The following is a 14451-nucleotide window of genomic DNA, read 5'->3' on the forward strand; positions in this document are numbered from 1 at the left end:
ATATCCTCCTTCAGGCGGCAGGGCGCGGACGCGAGGCGTCGTAACGCTGCATGAAATGCGGGGACATCGACCGTAGCCGCTCATCGTCGATGCGGCCGGAACGGGTGATGTAGCTATGGGCGAAATCGAGCGGCGAAAGGCGCATGTGTTTTGGAACATCCGCATACCAGCCAGCGCTCTCGCGTGCCGCCCGCACCAGTTTTTCCACCACCGGCTGCCGCTCCGCCTGATAATGTTCAAGACCATCACGCAAATCGCCCGGATGCGCCTCGAGCGCCTTTACGAGCGCCAGAACGTCCTCGAGCGCCAGCCGGGTGCCGGATCCGATGGAATAATGGGCGGTATGCAGCGCGTCGCCGATCAGCACCATGTTGCGATGCGACCAGCGCCCATTCCATATCCAGGGGAAATTGCGCCAGTGGGATTTGTTGGCGACAAGCCCGTGTCCGTCCAGCGCTTCGGCAAAGATCGCCTCGCAGCGCGCCCTGCTGTCTTCCGGCCCGAGACGGTCGAAACCGGCATTCAGCCAGCTTGCCCGATCGCACTCGACGATGAATGTGCTCATGGTCGGCGAATAACGATAATGGTGGGCGTTGAAAGCGCCGAATTCCGTTTCGACGAAAGTTTGCGTCAACGTCTCGAAACGTTTGGTGGTGCCGAACCAGACGAATTTTTCGTCGAGATAGGAAAGCGACGTCTGAAAGTCGCCTTCAAACGCCCGGCGCACCAGCGAATTGACGCCATCGGCGGCAACAACCAGGTCGTAACCGTCAAGTTCCGCGACCGACTGTACCGTGGTCGCGAATGAAAGTTCGACACCTGCCGCGCGTGCCCTCTCCGTCAGGAGAAGGATAAGGTCGAGGCGACCGATGGCCGAGAACCCGATGCCATCCAGCGCCACCCTCTCGCCCCGGTGGACGAGGGTGATATCCGACCAGGTTTCCATGCGGGCGGTAACGAGATCCGCCATGTCCGGATCGTCGGCTCGCAGAAAATCCATGGCCCTTGCCGAGAACACAACGCCGAAACCGAAAGTCGCGCCCTTGGGATTGTGCTCGAATACCTTCACGTGATCGGCCGGATGTCGCCTCTTCCAAAGACAGGCGAAATAAAGCCCTCCCGGCCCGCCGCCAACGATAGCCACCCGCTTCATGCGCATCCTCCCTCACGCAATTGCTTTTCATCAATCTAGCGGATATTACGTATAGTGCAATAGATTTTATGGAGTGCAACGAATGAAAAGTTTCGAAACGGAAATCACGGTGGAGTGGGGCGATTGCGACGAGGCGGGCATCGTCTTTTATCCGAACTATTTCTATTGGCTGGACTGCACCTTCCAGAAGCTGTTGCGCTCGCGGCATCTGGGGCAGCGACAAAACCGGGCGGAATTCGGCGCGGTGACGCCGCTGGTGGATGTGGGCTTGCAGTTCAAGGCTCCGGCCCGCTATGACGACAGGATCCGCATCGAAGCCGCCATCGTGGAATGGCAGGAGCGCAGGTTTCGCATCGCCTATCGCATTTTTTCCGGTGAAAAGATCATCGCGGAGGGTTATGAGGTTCGGGCATGGGCAGCCATGACGGAGAGTGGCCTCAAGGGCGCACCCATATCCGAGGAATTCAGGAGACGCATGTCATGAGCGGCGAGGACGATGTCGACAACGAGACTTCGGCAAACGGCAATGCCCGCGGCGGCATTCAGGCGCTGGATGCGGCGCTGACCGTGCTGCACGCCTTGGCAGATTTCGAAGGACCGGCCGCATTGATCGATATCGCGCGGGCGGTCAACATGCCGTCCAGCAAGGTGCATCGTTATCTTGCAAGCTTCATCCATGCCGGATTTGTCCGGCAGACCCAGCGGTCCGGCCGCTATGAACTGGGGCCGTTTGCCGCGTCCCTCGGCATTGCCGCGCTCGGCCGCAGCGATTTCGTCAATCAGGCCGCCGATGCGCTGCCGGACCTCGTGGAACAGACCGGCCTGACGGTGCTTTTGACCGTCTGGGGCAGCCAGGGCGCGACCGTGATCCGCTGGTGCCGGGCGCCCAGCCCGATGGTGACGTCCTTCGGCCTCGGCAGCAGCCTGCCGCTTCTCACCTCGTCCAGCGGCCGGGTCTTTCTCGCCTTTCTGCCGCGCCATGTCACCGCCGCCCGGCTTTATCTCGAGGTCGAACGCGCCATGGATGCCGGCCTCTCCTGGCCCGACCTCGACCTCAGCGGCGCAAGCATCGACCGGCTGGCCGAGACCATTCGCGCCGATGGCTTTGCTGCCGTCGATGGCCGTTACGTCCCGGGTCTTCGGGCAGTGGCGGCACCGGTCATCAACTGGCAGGGCGAGGCCGAAGCCGCCGTTACCCTGATCAGCACCTCCGATCAGATTCTCTCGGCGGACAATCCCGCCGTGGGCCAGCTGCTCGATTTTACGAAAGCCATTTCCAGCCGGCGGCAATGGCCCGCCTCAAAGCCATAGCCATCTGTCCGGCAACGCTGCGCCGGCCTCAGGCCAAAACCCCGGAGGCGGGTTGCGGCCAGAAAGGCGGATCTTCAATCCTGCCGCCAACGACAAGGCCATGGCGCACGCCGCGGCCCGTCAACCACCGAAGCAAGTCGGCGGCCGGGGCGCTGACCATGTTTTCGCCGGCACCAATGACGATGGACCCCGGCCGGTCCGTCGGCTTCAGCGCCAATGAAAACGGCAGGCCACGCAGTGCGAAGGCTTCTGCAGCCTCTTCCAGAAGACGATCCACCACGTCGGACGGGAAATCCAGCAACGAGGCACCATTGTCGAGATCGACGGCCCGCAGCCATATTTCCGAGGCGCGCAGCCAGGGGGTCTGACCGATACCCACAAGACCGCCAGCCAGCGGCTCCACTTCCGCCCGCCACCCGGTCGCGTTGAGATCGCGCCACTCGACATCCAGATGTACCTGCGAATGTTTGAAAAGATACCGCAGCGCATGGGCCGGCAAACTCGCGCCGACGTCGATATCCTCATTCTGCGCATCCGGCTCTTCCAGCACTTCCTGCGCTCGCCCCAGCCGCGCGGCCTCCACCAGCCGGGCAAGAGCCCGCGCCTGAAAGCCGATATGGGCGATGACGTGCCGTCTGCTCCAGCCGGGAACGAGCGACGGGCAAGCGAGTTCGTCATCGGAGAGCTCGTTCAGTTTTCTCGCGAAATAGGCGGTTCCCAGCCGGGCATATCGCAATTCGGCTACCGGCGCCGCCGGCGAATCGTAACGGGCGCCGGCCCCAAGACGTTCGCGCAGTTTCAAACGGGCGTCGCTCAGATCAGAAGACATCGTCCATCCCCTCCGATCGCCTCAACGGTCACGCTCTTCCACATGGGTGCGGGCGAAATGCAGCCGCTCCATGATCGGCGCATCCGAAAAGCGGAAGAGATCGAACTGGCTTTCCGCCTGCAGGGACCATTGCACCCAGGATGGCACGACGAACATATCGCCCTTGTCCAGCCTCTGTTCCTTGCCGTTGAGCACAACGGAACCCACGCCGTCGAACACCTGAAAAACCGAAGAGCCCACCTCGCGCCGGCGGGGTGAGACCGAGCCCTCCCGCAGGCGATGGAATTCCGCCCTTATCGTCGGCATGACATCGCCGCCGGTGGTCGGGTTGATGTAGCGTATCGCCGCGTGCCCCGGCCCGATGGTCGCCGGCTGCCCTTCCTCTTCCAGCAGCAGCTGCTCGGTCAGGGCGCGGTCGGTATGTTCCCAGCGATAGGCACCGATCGGCGACGACACGGTTGCCGCAAGGCCGGAGAGCGGCCGCAGCCCCGGGTGACACCAGAGCCTTTCGCCCCGCGAAAATTTCGGCGTCGCATAATCGGTGACGCGGTCCGACCCGAACTCAAAGAAGCCCACATCGTTCTGATAGGAAAAGGGGATGTCGAGCCCGTCGATCCAGGCCATCGGACTGTCGGTATCATTGTGGTGGCCATGAAAATGCCAGCCCGGCGTGAGCAGGAAATCACCCCGGCTCATGCGCACCGGGTCACCGTTCACCACGGTCCATACCCCCTCGCCTTCAACGACGAAACGGAAGGCGTTCTGTGCATGGCGATGTTCGGGCGCTGTCTCGCGCGGGCCGAGATACTGGATCGCGGCCCAGAGCGTCGGGCTGACATAGGCCCTTCCGCCCAGCCCCGGATTGGCAAGCCCGATCGCCCGCCGCTCCCCGCCGCGCCCGACCGGAACGAGATCGCCCGAACGTTGCGCAAGCGGATAAAGCCGCGACCACTTCCACACATGCGCCACCGCCTTGGGATTAGGCACCACCGGCATCAGATCATCGATCTGGGTCCAAAGGGGCTTGAGGTGCTCGGCCTCGAAATCCGAATAGAGTTGCCGCAATTCTTCCGTGTCTTCGGGCGCCATCACATTGCGCTTTGCCTCTGTTTGCATCCTCTATCTTCCTCCCTGTTCGGCGCATCAGGCTGGCAAGATGCCGCGCGCTTATTGCATATAGTAAAATTGATTTCTTCAAATGCAATAAAGATTTTTCGGGACTTTTTTGAAAATCCGGCGCATCCGGACCGCCGGGGTGGAAACCGAACCATGGCGGCAGCATGAGCCGGCGCGCGGAAAGCATCTCACGGAACTTGGCCGACGGAGCATCTGGCCGCCTCAAACGCGGCATACCCAGTTCTCGGTACGTCTCGATAAATTCGCCGGCGCTGACCCTTGAGGCCAAAGCCGCCATTGTTATCCTGCCCGGACTATGGCGGCCCCACGTGTAATGAGGAGCACGCGGCCGCTTCCGGGGAGGATATCATGAAATTTCTATTGGCCGTTTCGCGCGCCATTGATGCCGCCAATTCAGCCATTGGCAAAGCCATTTCCTGGCTGCTGCTCGCGGCCATCTTCATCAGCGCCATCAATGCCGTCATGCGCAAGGCGTTTTCAATCAGTTCCAATGCCTGGCTTGAATCGCAGTGGTATTTGTTTTCCGCGGTCTTTCTGATCGCCGCGGCCTATACGCTTCTCAACAACGAGCATGTGAAGGTCGATCTCATCTACGGGAATCTTCCGCGCAAGGGACAGCTGTGGGTCGATATTCTCGGGACCATCTTCTTTCTCATGCCTTTCTGCCTCATCACGGTCTATCTCTCATGGCCCGTCTTTCTGCAGAAACTTGCCTCCGGCGAAGTTTCGAACAACACGGGCGGCCTCATTCAATGGCCGGTCTGGGCGCTGATACCGATCGGCTTCAGCCTTCTCGCCCTCCAGGGCATCTCGGAACTCATCAAGCGCGTCGCAATCCTGCGCGGCGATATCCCCGATCCGGTTGCAGCGGCTGACGCCGCAGCGGCGATGCTCTGATCGAAGGAAAACAACAATGGCATTCCTTGCGGAAAATCTTGCGCCCATCATGTTTGCGGCGCTCATCATCGTGCTGCTGCTCGGCTATCCGGTAGCCTTTGCTCTGGCCTTTGTCGGCTTCTTTTTCGGTTTCATCGGGATCGAACTCGGCCTGCTGCCAGCCACACTCTTCCAGGCCATTCCCGATCGCATCTTCGGACAGATGTCGAACGAAACGCTCCTGGCCATACCATTCTTTACCTTCATGGGCCTGATCCTTGAAAAGAGCGGCATGGCGGAGGATCTGCTGGACACGATCGGCCAGCTGTTCGGACCCGTCCGCGGCGGCATCGCCTTCGCCGTCATTTTCGTCGGCGCCATTCTGGCCGCCACCACCGGCGTCGTCGCCGCCTCCGTGATCTCGATGGGCCTAATCTCGCTGCCGATCATGCTGCGTTATGGTTACGACCGCAAAGTCGCCGCCGGCACGATCGCAGCCTCCGGCACGCTGGCGCAGATCATCCCGCCAAGCCTCGTGTTGATCGTGCTCGCCGACCAGCTCGGCCGTTCGGTGGGTGACATGTACAAGGGCGCGCTTATTCCGGGTCTCATGCTCGTGGCGGCCTATACGCTCTATATCATCGTAACGTCGATCATCAGCCCGGCAAAGGTGCCCGCATTGCCGTTGGAGGCCCGCACCCTGCGCGGTACCAAGCTGCTGTTCAAGGTCGTCACCTCGCTTGTGCCCCCGCTCGTGTTGATATTCCTCGTGCTCGGTACAATCTTCCTCGGGATCGCCACGCCCACGGAAGGCGGGGCCATGGGTGCCGTCGGCGCGCTTGCCCTTGCGCTTGCCAACCGCAAGCTCAATTTCGGTCTCATCCAGCAGTCGCTTTACGCCACCGCAAAGCTGTCGTCCTTCGTTCTTCTCATCCTGCTCGGCGCCCGCGTCTTTTCCTTGACCTTTTATGGCGTGAACGGCCACGTCTGGGTCGAGCACCTGATGACCTCTATTCCGGGCGGCGAGATCGGCTTCCTGATTGTCGCCAACTTGCTGGTGTTTTTCCTGGCCTTCTTCCTCGACTATTTCGAACTGGCCTTCATTATCATCCCGTTGCTGGCACCGGTCGCCAATGCCCTTGGCATCGATCTCATCTGGTTCGGCGTCATGCTGGCGGTCAATATGCAGACGTCGTTCATGCATCCGCCTTTCGGTTTTTCGCTGTTCTTCCTGCGATCCGTTGCACCCACGCGTGCCTATAGGGATAGGATCACGGGGCAGACGATCCAGCCGGTCACCTCCACCCAGATCTATCTGGGCGCCATTCCCTATCTTTTCATCCAGCTCGCCATGGTCGTCGTCATCATCGCCTTCCCCGGCATCGTGATGCACTACAAATCAGGTGCCAAACAGGTCGATCCTTCCGCCATCCATATCAATGTGCCGATGCCCGGTGCAGGTACGGACGCCGATCCGTTCGCCAATCCTTTCCTGGCGCCAGGCAACAACGCACCGAGTTTCGGCAAACCAGGAACTCCCTGACGATCGGACCGGGCGCCAGGCGCCCGGCCGCAACAAGCGTCAGACATCGCTCGCATTCAACAGGAGGAGGTAATCTATGAAGGACAATCCAGGTCGCAGACATTTCTTGTCGGGCGGCGTGATCGCCGGAGCGGCCGCGGCCGTTTCAACACTTGCGACACCCGCCATAGCCCAGTCATCGCCAAGCGTTCGCTGGCGTCTTACATCGGGTTTTCCGAACAATCTGGACACGATCTACGGCGGCGCCGTCGTCATGGCCAATGCATTGAGGGCGATTACGGGCGGCAAGTTCGATATCCAGGTCTTCCAGGCCGGTGAAATCGTTCCCGGCGCTCAGGCCATCGATGCCGTGAAAGCCAATACAGTCGAGATTTCGCATACTTGCGGCTACTATTTCACGGGAAAAGATCCGACATTCGCCATCGGCTCCACCATTCCGTTCGGCCTGAACGGCCGCCAACAGAATGCATGGCTTTACCATGGCGGCGGCAACGAAGCCTACAATGAATTCCTGTCCGACTACGGCATCATCGGTATTCCCGGTGGGGCCACAGGCGCCCAGATGGGCGGATGGTATCGCAAGGAAATCAAGAGCATCGAGGATATCAAGGGCCTCAAGATGCGGATTGCCGGCGTTGCGGGCCAAGTGCTTGCCAGGCTTGGCGCCGTGCCGCAGCAGCTTCCCGGCGGCGACATTTATCCGGCGCTGGAACGCGGCACTATAGATGCCGCGGAGTGGGTCGGTCCCTATGACGACGAAAAGCTCGGTTTCTACCAGATCGCGCCATATTATTATTATCCTGCCTTCTGGGAAGGCGGACTGACGATCCATTTCTACGTCAACAAGGACCAATATGCGGCGCTGCCCGATGAATACAAGGCAGCACTCGACACGGCCTGCAAGGCAGCCAACATCAACATGCAGGCGCTTTACGACGTAAAGAACAAGGATGCGATCCGCTCTCTGGTTTCCAAGGGCACGCAGCTTCGCCCGCTGCCCCGCGACGTGCTCGACGCCGCCTACAAAACGACCTTCGAGCTGTATGACGAGTACACCCAGAAATACCCGGCATGGGCCAAGATCTATCCTGGCTGGAAGAAGTTCCGCGACGAGAGCTTTGAATGGTTCCGCGTCGCCGAATATACCTATGACAGCTACGGCTATGCGATGCAGACGGCCGGCAAATAGGCCGGCGCAATATCCTGTCGAGGTCCCCCGGACGGCGACGTCCCGGGGGCCTCGAGCCCGTCTCGACTATTTCTTGATAAGCCCGTTCTCTATCGCATAGCGGATGAGCCCGGCGGTCGTCGCTATATCCAGTTTCCTCTTGATGTTCTTGCGATGGGTTTCCATCGTGCGCTCGGCAATGTCGAGCGCCAGAGCGGCGTCGCGATTGCTCTTTCCCCGTGCGATCAGCAGCAAAACGTCCTGCTCGCGTGTCGTCAGCGCCTTCAGCCTGCCGGACGAGCCCTCCATCAGCACATCACGGACGCCGGAAGAAAAATAAGTGCCGCCGGCAGCGACGGCGTCGATCGCGGCCACTATTTCCTCAGTCGCCACGTCTTTCAGAATGTAACCGGCGGCGCCATACATGACCGACGTCGAGATATATTCGCGGCTGTCATGCATCGACAGCATCAGCACCCGGGTGGAAAGCTGCTTTTCCTTGAACAGTTCCAAAGCATCGATGCCATTGATCTGGGGCATGTTGATATCCATCAGCACCACATGGGGCCGTGTGGCGACGGCGGCGTCGATACCGGCCATAGCGGACACCGCGGTCCCGACAACAGCGAGATGATCGTAAGTCTCGAGCACGGCCTTCAATCCGTCCAGAACCAGAGGATGGTTGTCGATCAGCAGCACACGGATCGGATGAACCGTCATTCGGCAGCCTCCTGTAACCGGCTATCGCGATCCTTCATGGCGGTAATCGGCAGCACCGCCCGCAGGACAGTTCCCCTGGCGGAGCTTTCGACATCCAGCCTGCCCCCGAAATGCGTCATGCGTTCCTGCATGTTTCTCAAGCCAAGCCCCTTGTTGGCCGGCCTGCCGTCCTCCGTTCGGGCAGCCGGGAAACCACGGCCATTGTCACTGACATCCATCTGTATACGCTCATCGCGACTGGAGAAACGGATGGCGACCCGGGTTGCACCGGCATGACGCTCGATATTGGTCAGCGCTTCCTGTGCGACCCGGTAAAGGGCAACGCGCGCCTCGGGAACAAGCATATTCTTGAAAGCCACGGATTCGAGCGTCGCCGCAATCCCCGTGCGCTCCGAAAAACTTGAAATCAGGGATTCGAGAGCTGCGGTCAGTCCCAAATCGTCGAGGACGCGGGGGCGCAGATCATGAGAAATACGGCGTACCTCCTTGATCGCCTCGTTTAATGCGACGGCGCCCTTGCCGATCGCCTCGACGGCCCCGACATTGTCCGGCGCCACCTTGCGCCTTGCGAGATCAATCGCAAAGCGAACCCCGACGAGATTTTGAGAAATGCCGTCATGCAATTCCCTGGCGATGCGCAGGCGCTCCTCCTCCTGGGTATCGATAACCCGCTGCATCAGTTCCTTGAGCCGTCCGTCAGCCAGCCTCTGCTGACGCAGATTGAGCAGCATGCAGGTGGCGAACACCAGCAATACGGCAGGCACCGCAAACAGTGCGACAATCAGGAAATTCCATGTGATGGAGCGGCGCATTTCCTCCTTCGCCGCCGCTGTCGCGGCAAAAACATCATCCAGATAAACCCCCGTGCCGATCATCCACCGCCATTTGTTGAGACCGGCTGCAAAAGAAAGCTTGTCGGCCATCGTCCCGGTCGAGGGTTTTTCCCATTTGTACTGGACGAGACCGCCTCCTTCTTTCGCCTTGACGATCAGGTCATAGATGACCCGGTTGCCGTCGGGATCGTAAAGATCCAGCCAATTGCTCCCTGGACGAAAGTTCTGTCGCGGATGCACCACGTTCATTCCGTCATAATCATAAACGAAGAAATAGCCATCCGTACCATAATCGAGATCCGTCAGAATGCGCTTGACCTCCTCCTTCGCAGCCTCGTCATCAGGCCCCGCTTTGTCATAGACCGAGCGGATCGCCGAAAGGGCGAGATTGGTGAGGTTGAGGAGCTCAGCTTCCTTTGCGGCAAGCATGTTCCGTTCAAAGGCATCGATGCTCGTTCGCGCCAGCGTCATCGACTGCCAGGTAATCAGTGCGGTGATAATGATGATGGCAAGGACAAGGGGGCCGATGGCCAATGCGAGAATCTGGTTTCTGAGTCTCATGCGGCTCCTCCGACACACTCAACCTGCATTCTTCACGTCATAACACTTCATGCCGCAGATCGGAGACGCAGGAAAGCGGGTACACCCAGACGCCCCCATTCGGGCCAGCTATATCTCTTCCCTTACAGCGGCGACCCGTCTGCCACCAATCTCAGCCATATACTACGCCGCCCTTGTGCGGGCAGGCGAGATGAATTCCCCTGCCAGCTTCGGCCGGTGATTCTCATGCGCGCATGCGGGCTTTTCCTCCATGACGGAGTTCGCTTGACCTTGATGTCCGGATATGCGCAGCGAAGCGCCTTGATTGTGATTGTCCCGCAGGGTTTGATGATCCTCAGGAGCACCATGTAAAAAGGCCCTGCGATTTTTCGCAAGGCCTTGATACTCAAGAATTCGGATGGTGGGCGTGACAGGGATTGAACCTGTGACCCCTACGATGTCAACGTAGTGCTCTCCCGCTGAGCTACACGCCCTCCGTGGCGGCGGATAGACCACAAAACCGGTTCATGCGTCAACTGCTTTTTTTCGGTTTTGTGAAGGTTTTTTGAGAGGCCTTACGCCACAAGGAGTTTGTTGACCTCATCCACCAGATCGCGCAGATGGAACGGCTTGGAAAGCACCTTGGCGTCCTTTGGAGCCTTCGAATCGGCGTTCAGCGCAACCGCAGCGAAACCGGTGATAAACATCACTTTCAGGTCGGGATCGAGTTCGGTGGCGCGCCGAGCAAGCTCGATGCCATCCATTTCAGGCATGACGATATCGGTCAGCAGCAGGGAAAACGGCTCCTCGCGCAGCCGGTCATAGGCGCTTGCGCCATTGTCGAAGGAAGAAACCTTGTAACCGGCTTTTTCCAGCGCCTTGACGAGAAAGCGGCGCATATCATTGTCGTCTTCAGCGAGAAGAATTTTCTGATTCATGGTTAAGTGACCGTAACTGCTCAATGTTTGGAATACCCTAGCCCGATTGTAGGATTTTCACGGTAAATATCCTGTGAACACGTGAATCGGTATAGCGCTGCTTGGGCGATAGTATGGACTTGCCGCACCGTAACTGGCAACATGAACATCCCGATTGTTTTCGACATGGTAAATGGCACTGAATGGACTGGGTAACGGGTGAATATGAGCTGTTCGAAGTAACGGAGCCTGCCGTTCAAACCCTGCCATTCGTCTATAATTCACCCCACAGCGGCCGCTGCTACCCCATTTCCTTCCTGGAATCGGCGCGGCTGGATTCGCACGAGATCCGGCGTTCGGAAGACCATTTCGTCGACGAACTCTTCGCCGCCGCACCCGAGATCGGCGCGCCGCTGCTGAAAGCGAATTTCCCTCGCGCCTATCTGGACGTCAATCGCGAGCCCTACGAACTCGATCCGCGCATGTTCGACGGCTCATTGCCGCCTTATGCGAATATCGGCTCCATGCGCGTCGCCGGCGGCCTTGGAACCGTACCGCGAATCGTTGCCGAGAATATGGATATCTATGCCCACCGCCTGCCGGTGGATGAGGCGCTTTCGCGAATCGAGACGATCTACAAGCCCTACCACGCCTGCCTGCGCCGGCTTCTGTCACGCACCCACGCCCATTTCGGCATGGCGGTGCTGATCGATTGCCATTCGATGCCGGGCAATATCCGCGTCGCCGGCTCGAATCTCAAGCCGGATGTGATCATCGGCGATCGCTACGGCACCAGCGCTTCCCAGGAAGTCTCCCGCGCCGCCCTGCATTTTCTCGAGGAACTCGGTTTCATCGCGGTCTGCAACAAGCCCTATGCCGGCGGCTTCATCACCGAACATTACGGGCGGCCCATCCGCTCGCTGCATGCGCTGCAGATCGAGGTGAACCGGTCGCTCTATGTTGATGAAAAGACGCTTTTGAAAAAGGACGAGTTCCCGGCCATTCAGGCATCGCTCGAAATCTTCATGCGCCAGCTTGGCGCTTTCGTTTCGGAATATGCGATCGAGACGTCGCTCGCCGCCGAATAAAATAAGATTGCCTTATATCCTCAGCCTTCAGACCCTGGCCGCCTGCCGGGCAAAAAAAACCGCGCCTTGGCGCGGTCAAGTCTAGGGAGGAAACACCCAAGGAGGGTATTTACAGTCAAAGACTGCAGGGTCACGCTACGCAGTAAGTGCACAATTGTCAATCATTTTATTTTGTGCATATTTTTTAGGCTTATGCTGAAAATATGGAAACCGCACATGCTTCAGCCATACGAGTGGACGGCGGCCGTGATTCCGGTCTATGCATTCGCCATACAATTCACGCCATACAATTCAGGCAATGAGGTTTCGCATGCTTCCGGACCGGGATTTCTTCTTCAAACTTGCCGATGCCGCCAGCGCCGAAACGCTCCCCCGCTTTCGAACGGGCATTGCCGTCGCCAACAAGCAGGATGGCGGTTACGATCCGGTGACGGAGGGAGACCAGGCGGCCGAAACCGCCATTCGTGCGCTCATAGAGGCGCGTTTTCCGCAGCACGGCATTCTGGGTGAAGAACATGGCAATGTCGGCCTCGATCGCGACCACATCTGGGTGATCGACCCGATCGACGGCACCCGCGCCTTCATTTCCGGCGTGCCGGTCTGGGGTACGCTGATCGGCTTCCAGTCAGCCGGCCGCGCCACCATGGGCATCATGGACCAACCCTTCACGAAAGAGCGTTATTTCGCCGATGGTGAAGCCGCCTGGTATTTCGGACCCGACGGTGAGCGGAAGATCCACACGCGCGATTGCGCTTCGCTGTCGGATGCGGTGCTGTTCACCACGAGCCCCCATATTTTCACCACGGCAGAAAAGCCCCTTTACGACACGGTGCAGGATAAGGTCCGCCTTTTCCGTTATGGTGTGGATTGTTACGCCTATTGCCTGCTTGCGGCCGGTCACGTCGATCTGGTGATCGAATCCGGCCTGAAGCCTTATGATGTCGGCGCGCTTATTCCAGTGATCGAGCAGGCTGGCGGCGTCATCACCACCTGGGACGGCGGTCGTCCGGAAAATGGCGGCCGCATTCTGGCCGCCGGCTCCAAAGCCGTGCACGAGCAGGCGCTAGCGATTTTGTCGAAACTATAGGCCGCACCGTTTCGGCGGCCTTATTCCGGCGCAAAAAAGGCGTCGACGGCCGCCAGAGCCTGCTTGCGGAAAACATCGCGTTCATGCAGCAATTCGTGGCGCGCGCCGGTGATGGGAAGAAGCTGGGCGGCCCGAAAATTGCGCGACAGTTCTTCCTGTGCCTTGTAGGGCGTGATCGTATCCAGCATTGGCGCCAGAATGAGGGTCGGAATGGTGATGGTCGTCAGATGATCCTGACGGGTGACCCGCGCCATGGTCTTTAAAGCCTCATAGACCCAGCGCGCCGTCGGCGCACCGATGAAAAGCTCCGGAAACTGCCGGTGCAGCGAGAGATTTCTTGCAAAACGCCGGGCGTCCGAGGTCAACGGATTGCCGTCGAAATCCCGCTCACGCTGGTCCCTGCCGAGTTGAATCCTTCCAAGGCCGACAAGGCTTAAGGCCGTCGCGACCAGCCGGATGACGGGTGAGGGAACCGACTGCTGGCTGTCCAGTTCAATGAAGGGCGAGCACAGGGCCAGACGGTCGATCCGGTTCGACAGACCGGGAGCCGCCGCAAGTGCTGCAAGCGCGCCGGTGGAATGGGCGATCATGAAGAAGGGCAGCCGCGTATCCGGCAGCACCACCTGCTCGAGAAACAGGCTGATGTCGCGCTGATAGTCTGAAAACCGCCGCACATGCCCGGCCCCCGGCTTGTTCAGCAGCCGCTCGGATCCGCCCTGGCCGCGAGTATCGAAGGTCGCGACCCAGAAGCCCATGGCCGTCAGATCCGCGACGGTCTCGAAATATTTCTCGATACATTCGTTCCTGCCGTGCAGCAGAACCACCGTTCCGCGGGCAATGTGGCGGCCGGCGCGGAAGATCGCATATCGGAGCTGTTTGCCGCCATGGCCGGTAAAATATCCGACGCTGTGGTTTCCGGGAACCGGATTGTCTTCGCTGGCGCGCAATGTGGCTTCGATCATCGGTCTTTTCCGGCTTTTCTGCCCTTTCGGGATAGGTCGGTGGCGCGGGAAGGTCAAAGAAAAAATTGCCGGAACCGTCGGTTAAAGCAGTCGCGGTTCCGGCCAGTAAGACAGAAGAAGAAGGGACGTTATTGCTTCTGTCCACGGAGCATGTCTCCGATGAGCGCAGTTTTATGGTCCGCAAACTGAACGATGCCGGAACCGGATGTTCAGCCATGGTTCATGTTGCGGCCACCCCTTGACGCCGCGCATGACCATTCCCATCTCCTTCGTGCGGTCGCCAGAAC

Annotated in this window: 14 protein-coding genes and 1 tRNA gene; 7 read left to right on the forward strand and 8 right to left on the reverse strand. The window is 59.4% G+C overall.

The features are described from left to right. Positions 1 to 10 precede the first annotated feature (10 nt). Positions 11 to 1153, reverse strand: a complete 1143-nt coding sequence (locus ACI2KA_RS23310) for an FAD-dependent monooxygenase (protein ID WP_404504840.1) — start codon at positions 1151 to 1153, stop codon at positions 11 to 13. A gap of 82 nt (positions 1154 to 1235) precedes the next feature. On the opposite strand from ACI2KA_RS23310, the gene ACI2KA_RS23315 reads away from it, so the two are divergent. Then, positions 1236 to 1637, forward strand: a complete 402-nt coding sequence (locus tag ACI2KA_RS23315) for an acyl-CoA thioesterase (RefSeq protein ID WP_404504841.1) — start codon at positions 1236 to 1238, stop codon at positions 1635 to 1637. After that, entirely contained in the window at positions 1634 to 2464 is an 831-nt protein-coding gene (locus ACI2KA_RS23320) for an IclR family transcriptional regulator (protein ID WP_404504843.1), read from the forward strand. The genes ACI2KA_RS23315 and ACI2KA_RS23320 overlap by 4 nt, the downstream gene beginning before the upstream one ends. 28 nt (positions 2465 to 2492) lie before the next feature. Here ACI2KA_RS23320 and ACI2KA_RS23325 read toward each other — a convergent pair whose 3' ends face one another. Next, on the reverse strand, positions 2493 to 3293 hold the full coding sequence (locus ACI2KA_RS23325; RefSeq protein WP_404504844.1) for a maleylpyruvate isomerase family mycothiol-dependent enzyme: 801 nt from the start codon (positions 3291 to 3293) through the stop codon (positions 2493 to 2495). 21 nt (positions 3294 to 3314) lie between these two features. Beyond that, complete coding sequence (locus ACI2KA_RS23330; RefSeq protein WP_404504845.1) at positions 3315 to 4409, reverse strand: cupin domain-containing protein; 1095 nt, start codon at positions 4407 to 4409, stop codon at positions 3315 to 3317. Between the two features lie 369 nt (positions 4410 to 4778). Here ACI2KA_RS23330 and ACI2KA_RS23335 point away from each other — a divergent pair, with 369 nt between their 5' ends. The 3 genes from ACI2KA_RS23335 (at position 4779) to ACI2KA_RS23345 (ending at position 8038) form a co-directional block, all read left to right on the forward strand. Continuing rightward, positions 4779 to 5327, forward strand: coding sequence for a TRAP transporter small permease subunit (locus ACI2KA_RS23335; RefSeq protein ID WP_404504846.1), 549 nt, complete (start codon positions 4779 to 4781; stop codon positions 5325 to 5327). Positions 5328 to 5343: 16 nt separating this feature from the next. After that, on the forward strand, positions 5344 to 6849 hold the full coding sequence (locus ACI2KA_RS23340; protein ID WP_404504847.1) for a TRAP transporter large permease subunit: 1506 nt from the start codon (positions 5344 to 5346) through the stop codon (positions 6847 to 6849). 76 nt (positions 6850 to 6925) lie between these two features. After that, positions 6926 to 8038: a TRAP transporter substrate-binding protein gene (locus ACI2KA_RS23345; RefSeq protein ID WP_404504848.1), complete on the forward strand. Its 1113-nt coding sequence runs from the start codon at positions 6926 to 6928 to the stop codon at positions 8036 to 8038. Positions 8039 to 8104: 66 nt separating this feature from the next. On the opposite strand, the gene ACI2KA_RS23350 is transcribed toward ACI2KA_RS23345, so the two are convergent. From ACI2KA_RS23350 to cpdR, 4 genes are all read right to left on the reverse strand, one after another. Continuing rightward, positions 8105 to 8737, reverse strand: coding sequence for a response regulator (locus ACI2KA_RS23350; protein ID WP_404504849.1), 633 nt, complete (start codon positions 8735 to 8737; stop codon positions 8105 to 8107). Then, on the reverse strand, positions 8734 to 10131 hold the full coding sequence (locus ACI2KA_RS23355) for a cache domain-containing protein (protein WP_404504850.1): 1398 nt from the start codon (positions 10129 to 10131) through the stop codon (positions 8734 to 8736). Before ACI2KA_RS23355 ends, ACI2KA_RS23350 begins: the two co-directional genes overlap by 4 nt. 398 nt (positions 10132 to 10529) lie before the next feature. Continuing rightward, positions 10530 to 10604, reverse strand: a tRNA-Val gene (locus tag ACI2KA_RS23360). An 81-nt stretch (positions 10605 to 10685) separates the two neighbouring features. Further along, positions 10686 to 11048 carry a cell cycle two-component system response regulator CpdR gene (cpdR, locus tag ACI2KA_RS23365; RefSeq protein WP_003497910.1) on the reverse strand — a complete coding sequence of 121 codons (363 nt, stop codon included), beginning with the start codon at positions 11046 to 11048 and terminating at the stop codon, positions 10686 to 10688. 182 nt (positions 11049 to 11230) lie between these two features. Here cpdR and ACI2KA_RS23370 point away from each other — a divergent pair, with 182 nt between their 5' ends. Both ACI2KA_RS23370 and hisN read left to right on the forward strand, forming a co-directional pair. Then, on the forward strand, positions 11231 to 12115 hold the full coding sequence (locus tag ACI2KA_RS23370; RefSeq protein ID WP_404504851.1) for an N-formylglutamate amidohydrolase: 885 nt from the start codon (positions 11231 to 11233) through the stop codon (positions 12113 to 12115). A 310-nt stretch (positions 12116 to 12425) separates the two neighbouring features. Beyond that, positions 12426 to 13202 (forward strand): histidinol-phosphatase, encoded by a 777-nt coding sequence (hisN, locus tag ACI2KA_RS23375; RefSeq protein WP_404504852.1) that lies wholly within the window; start codon positions 12426 to 12428, stop codon positions 13200 to 13202. Positions 13203 to 13222: 20 nt separating this feature from the next. Here the strand turns inward: hisN and ACI2KA_RS23380 are convergent, their stop codons facing one another. Continuing rightward, entirely contained in the window at positions 13223 to 14164 is a 942-nt protein-coding gene (locus tag ACI2KA_RS23380) for an alpha/beta fold hydrolase (RefSeq protein WP_404504853.1), read from the reverse strand. Positions 14165 to 14451 lie beyond the last annotated feature (287 nt).

Origin of the sequence: Agrobacterium sp. NPDC089420 (assembly GCF_044900305.1) — a bacterium.
Taxonomy (GTDB): Bacteria; Pseudomonadota; Alphaproteobacteria; order Rhizobiales; family Rhizobiaceae; genus Agrobacterium.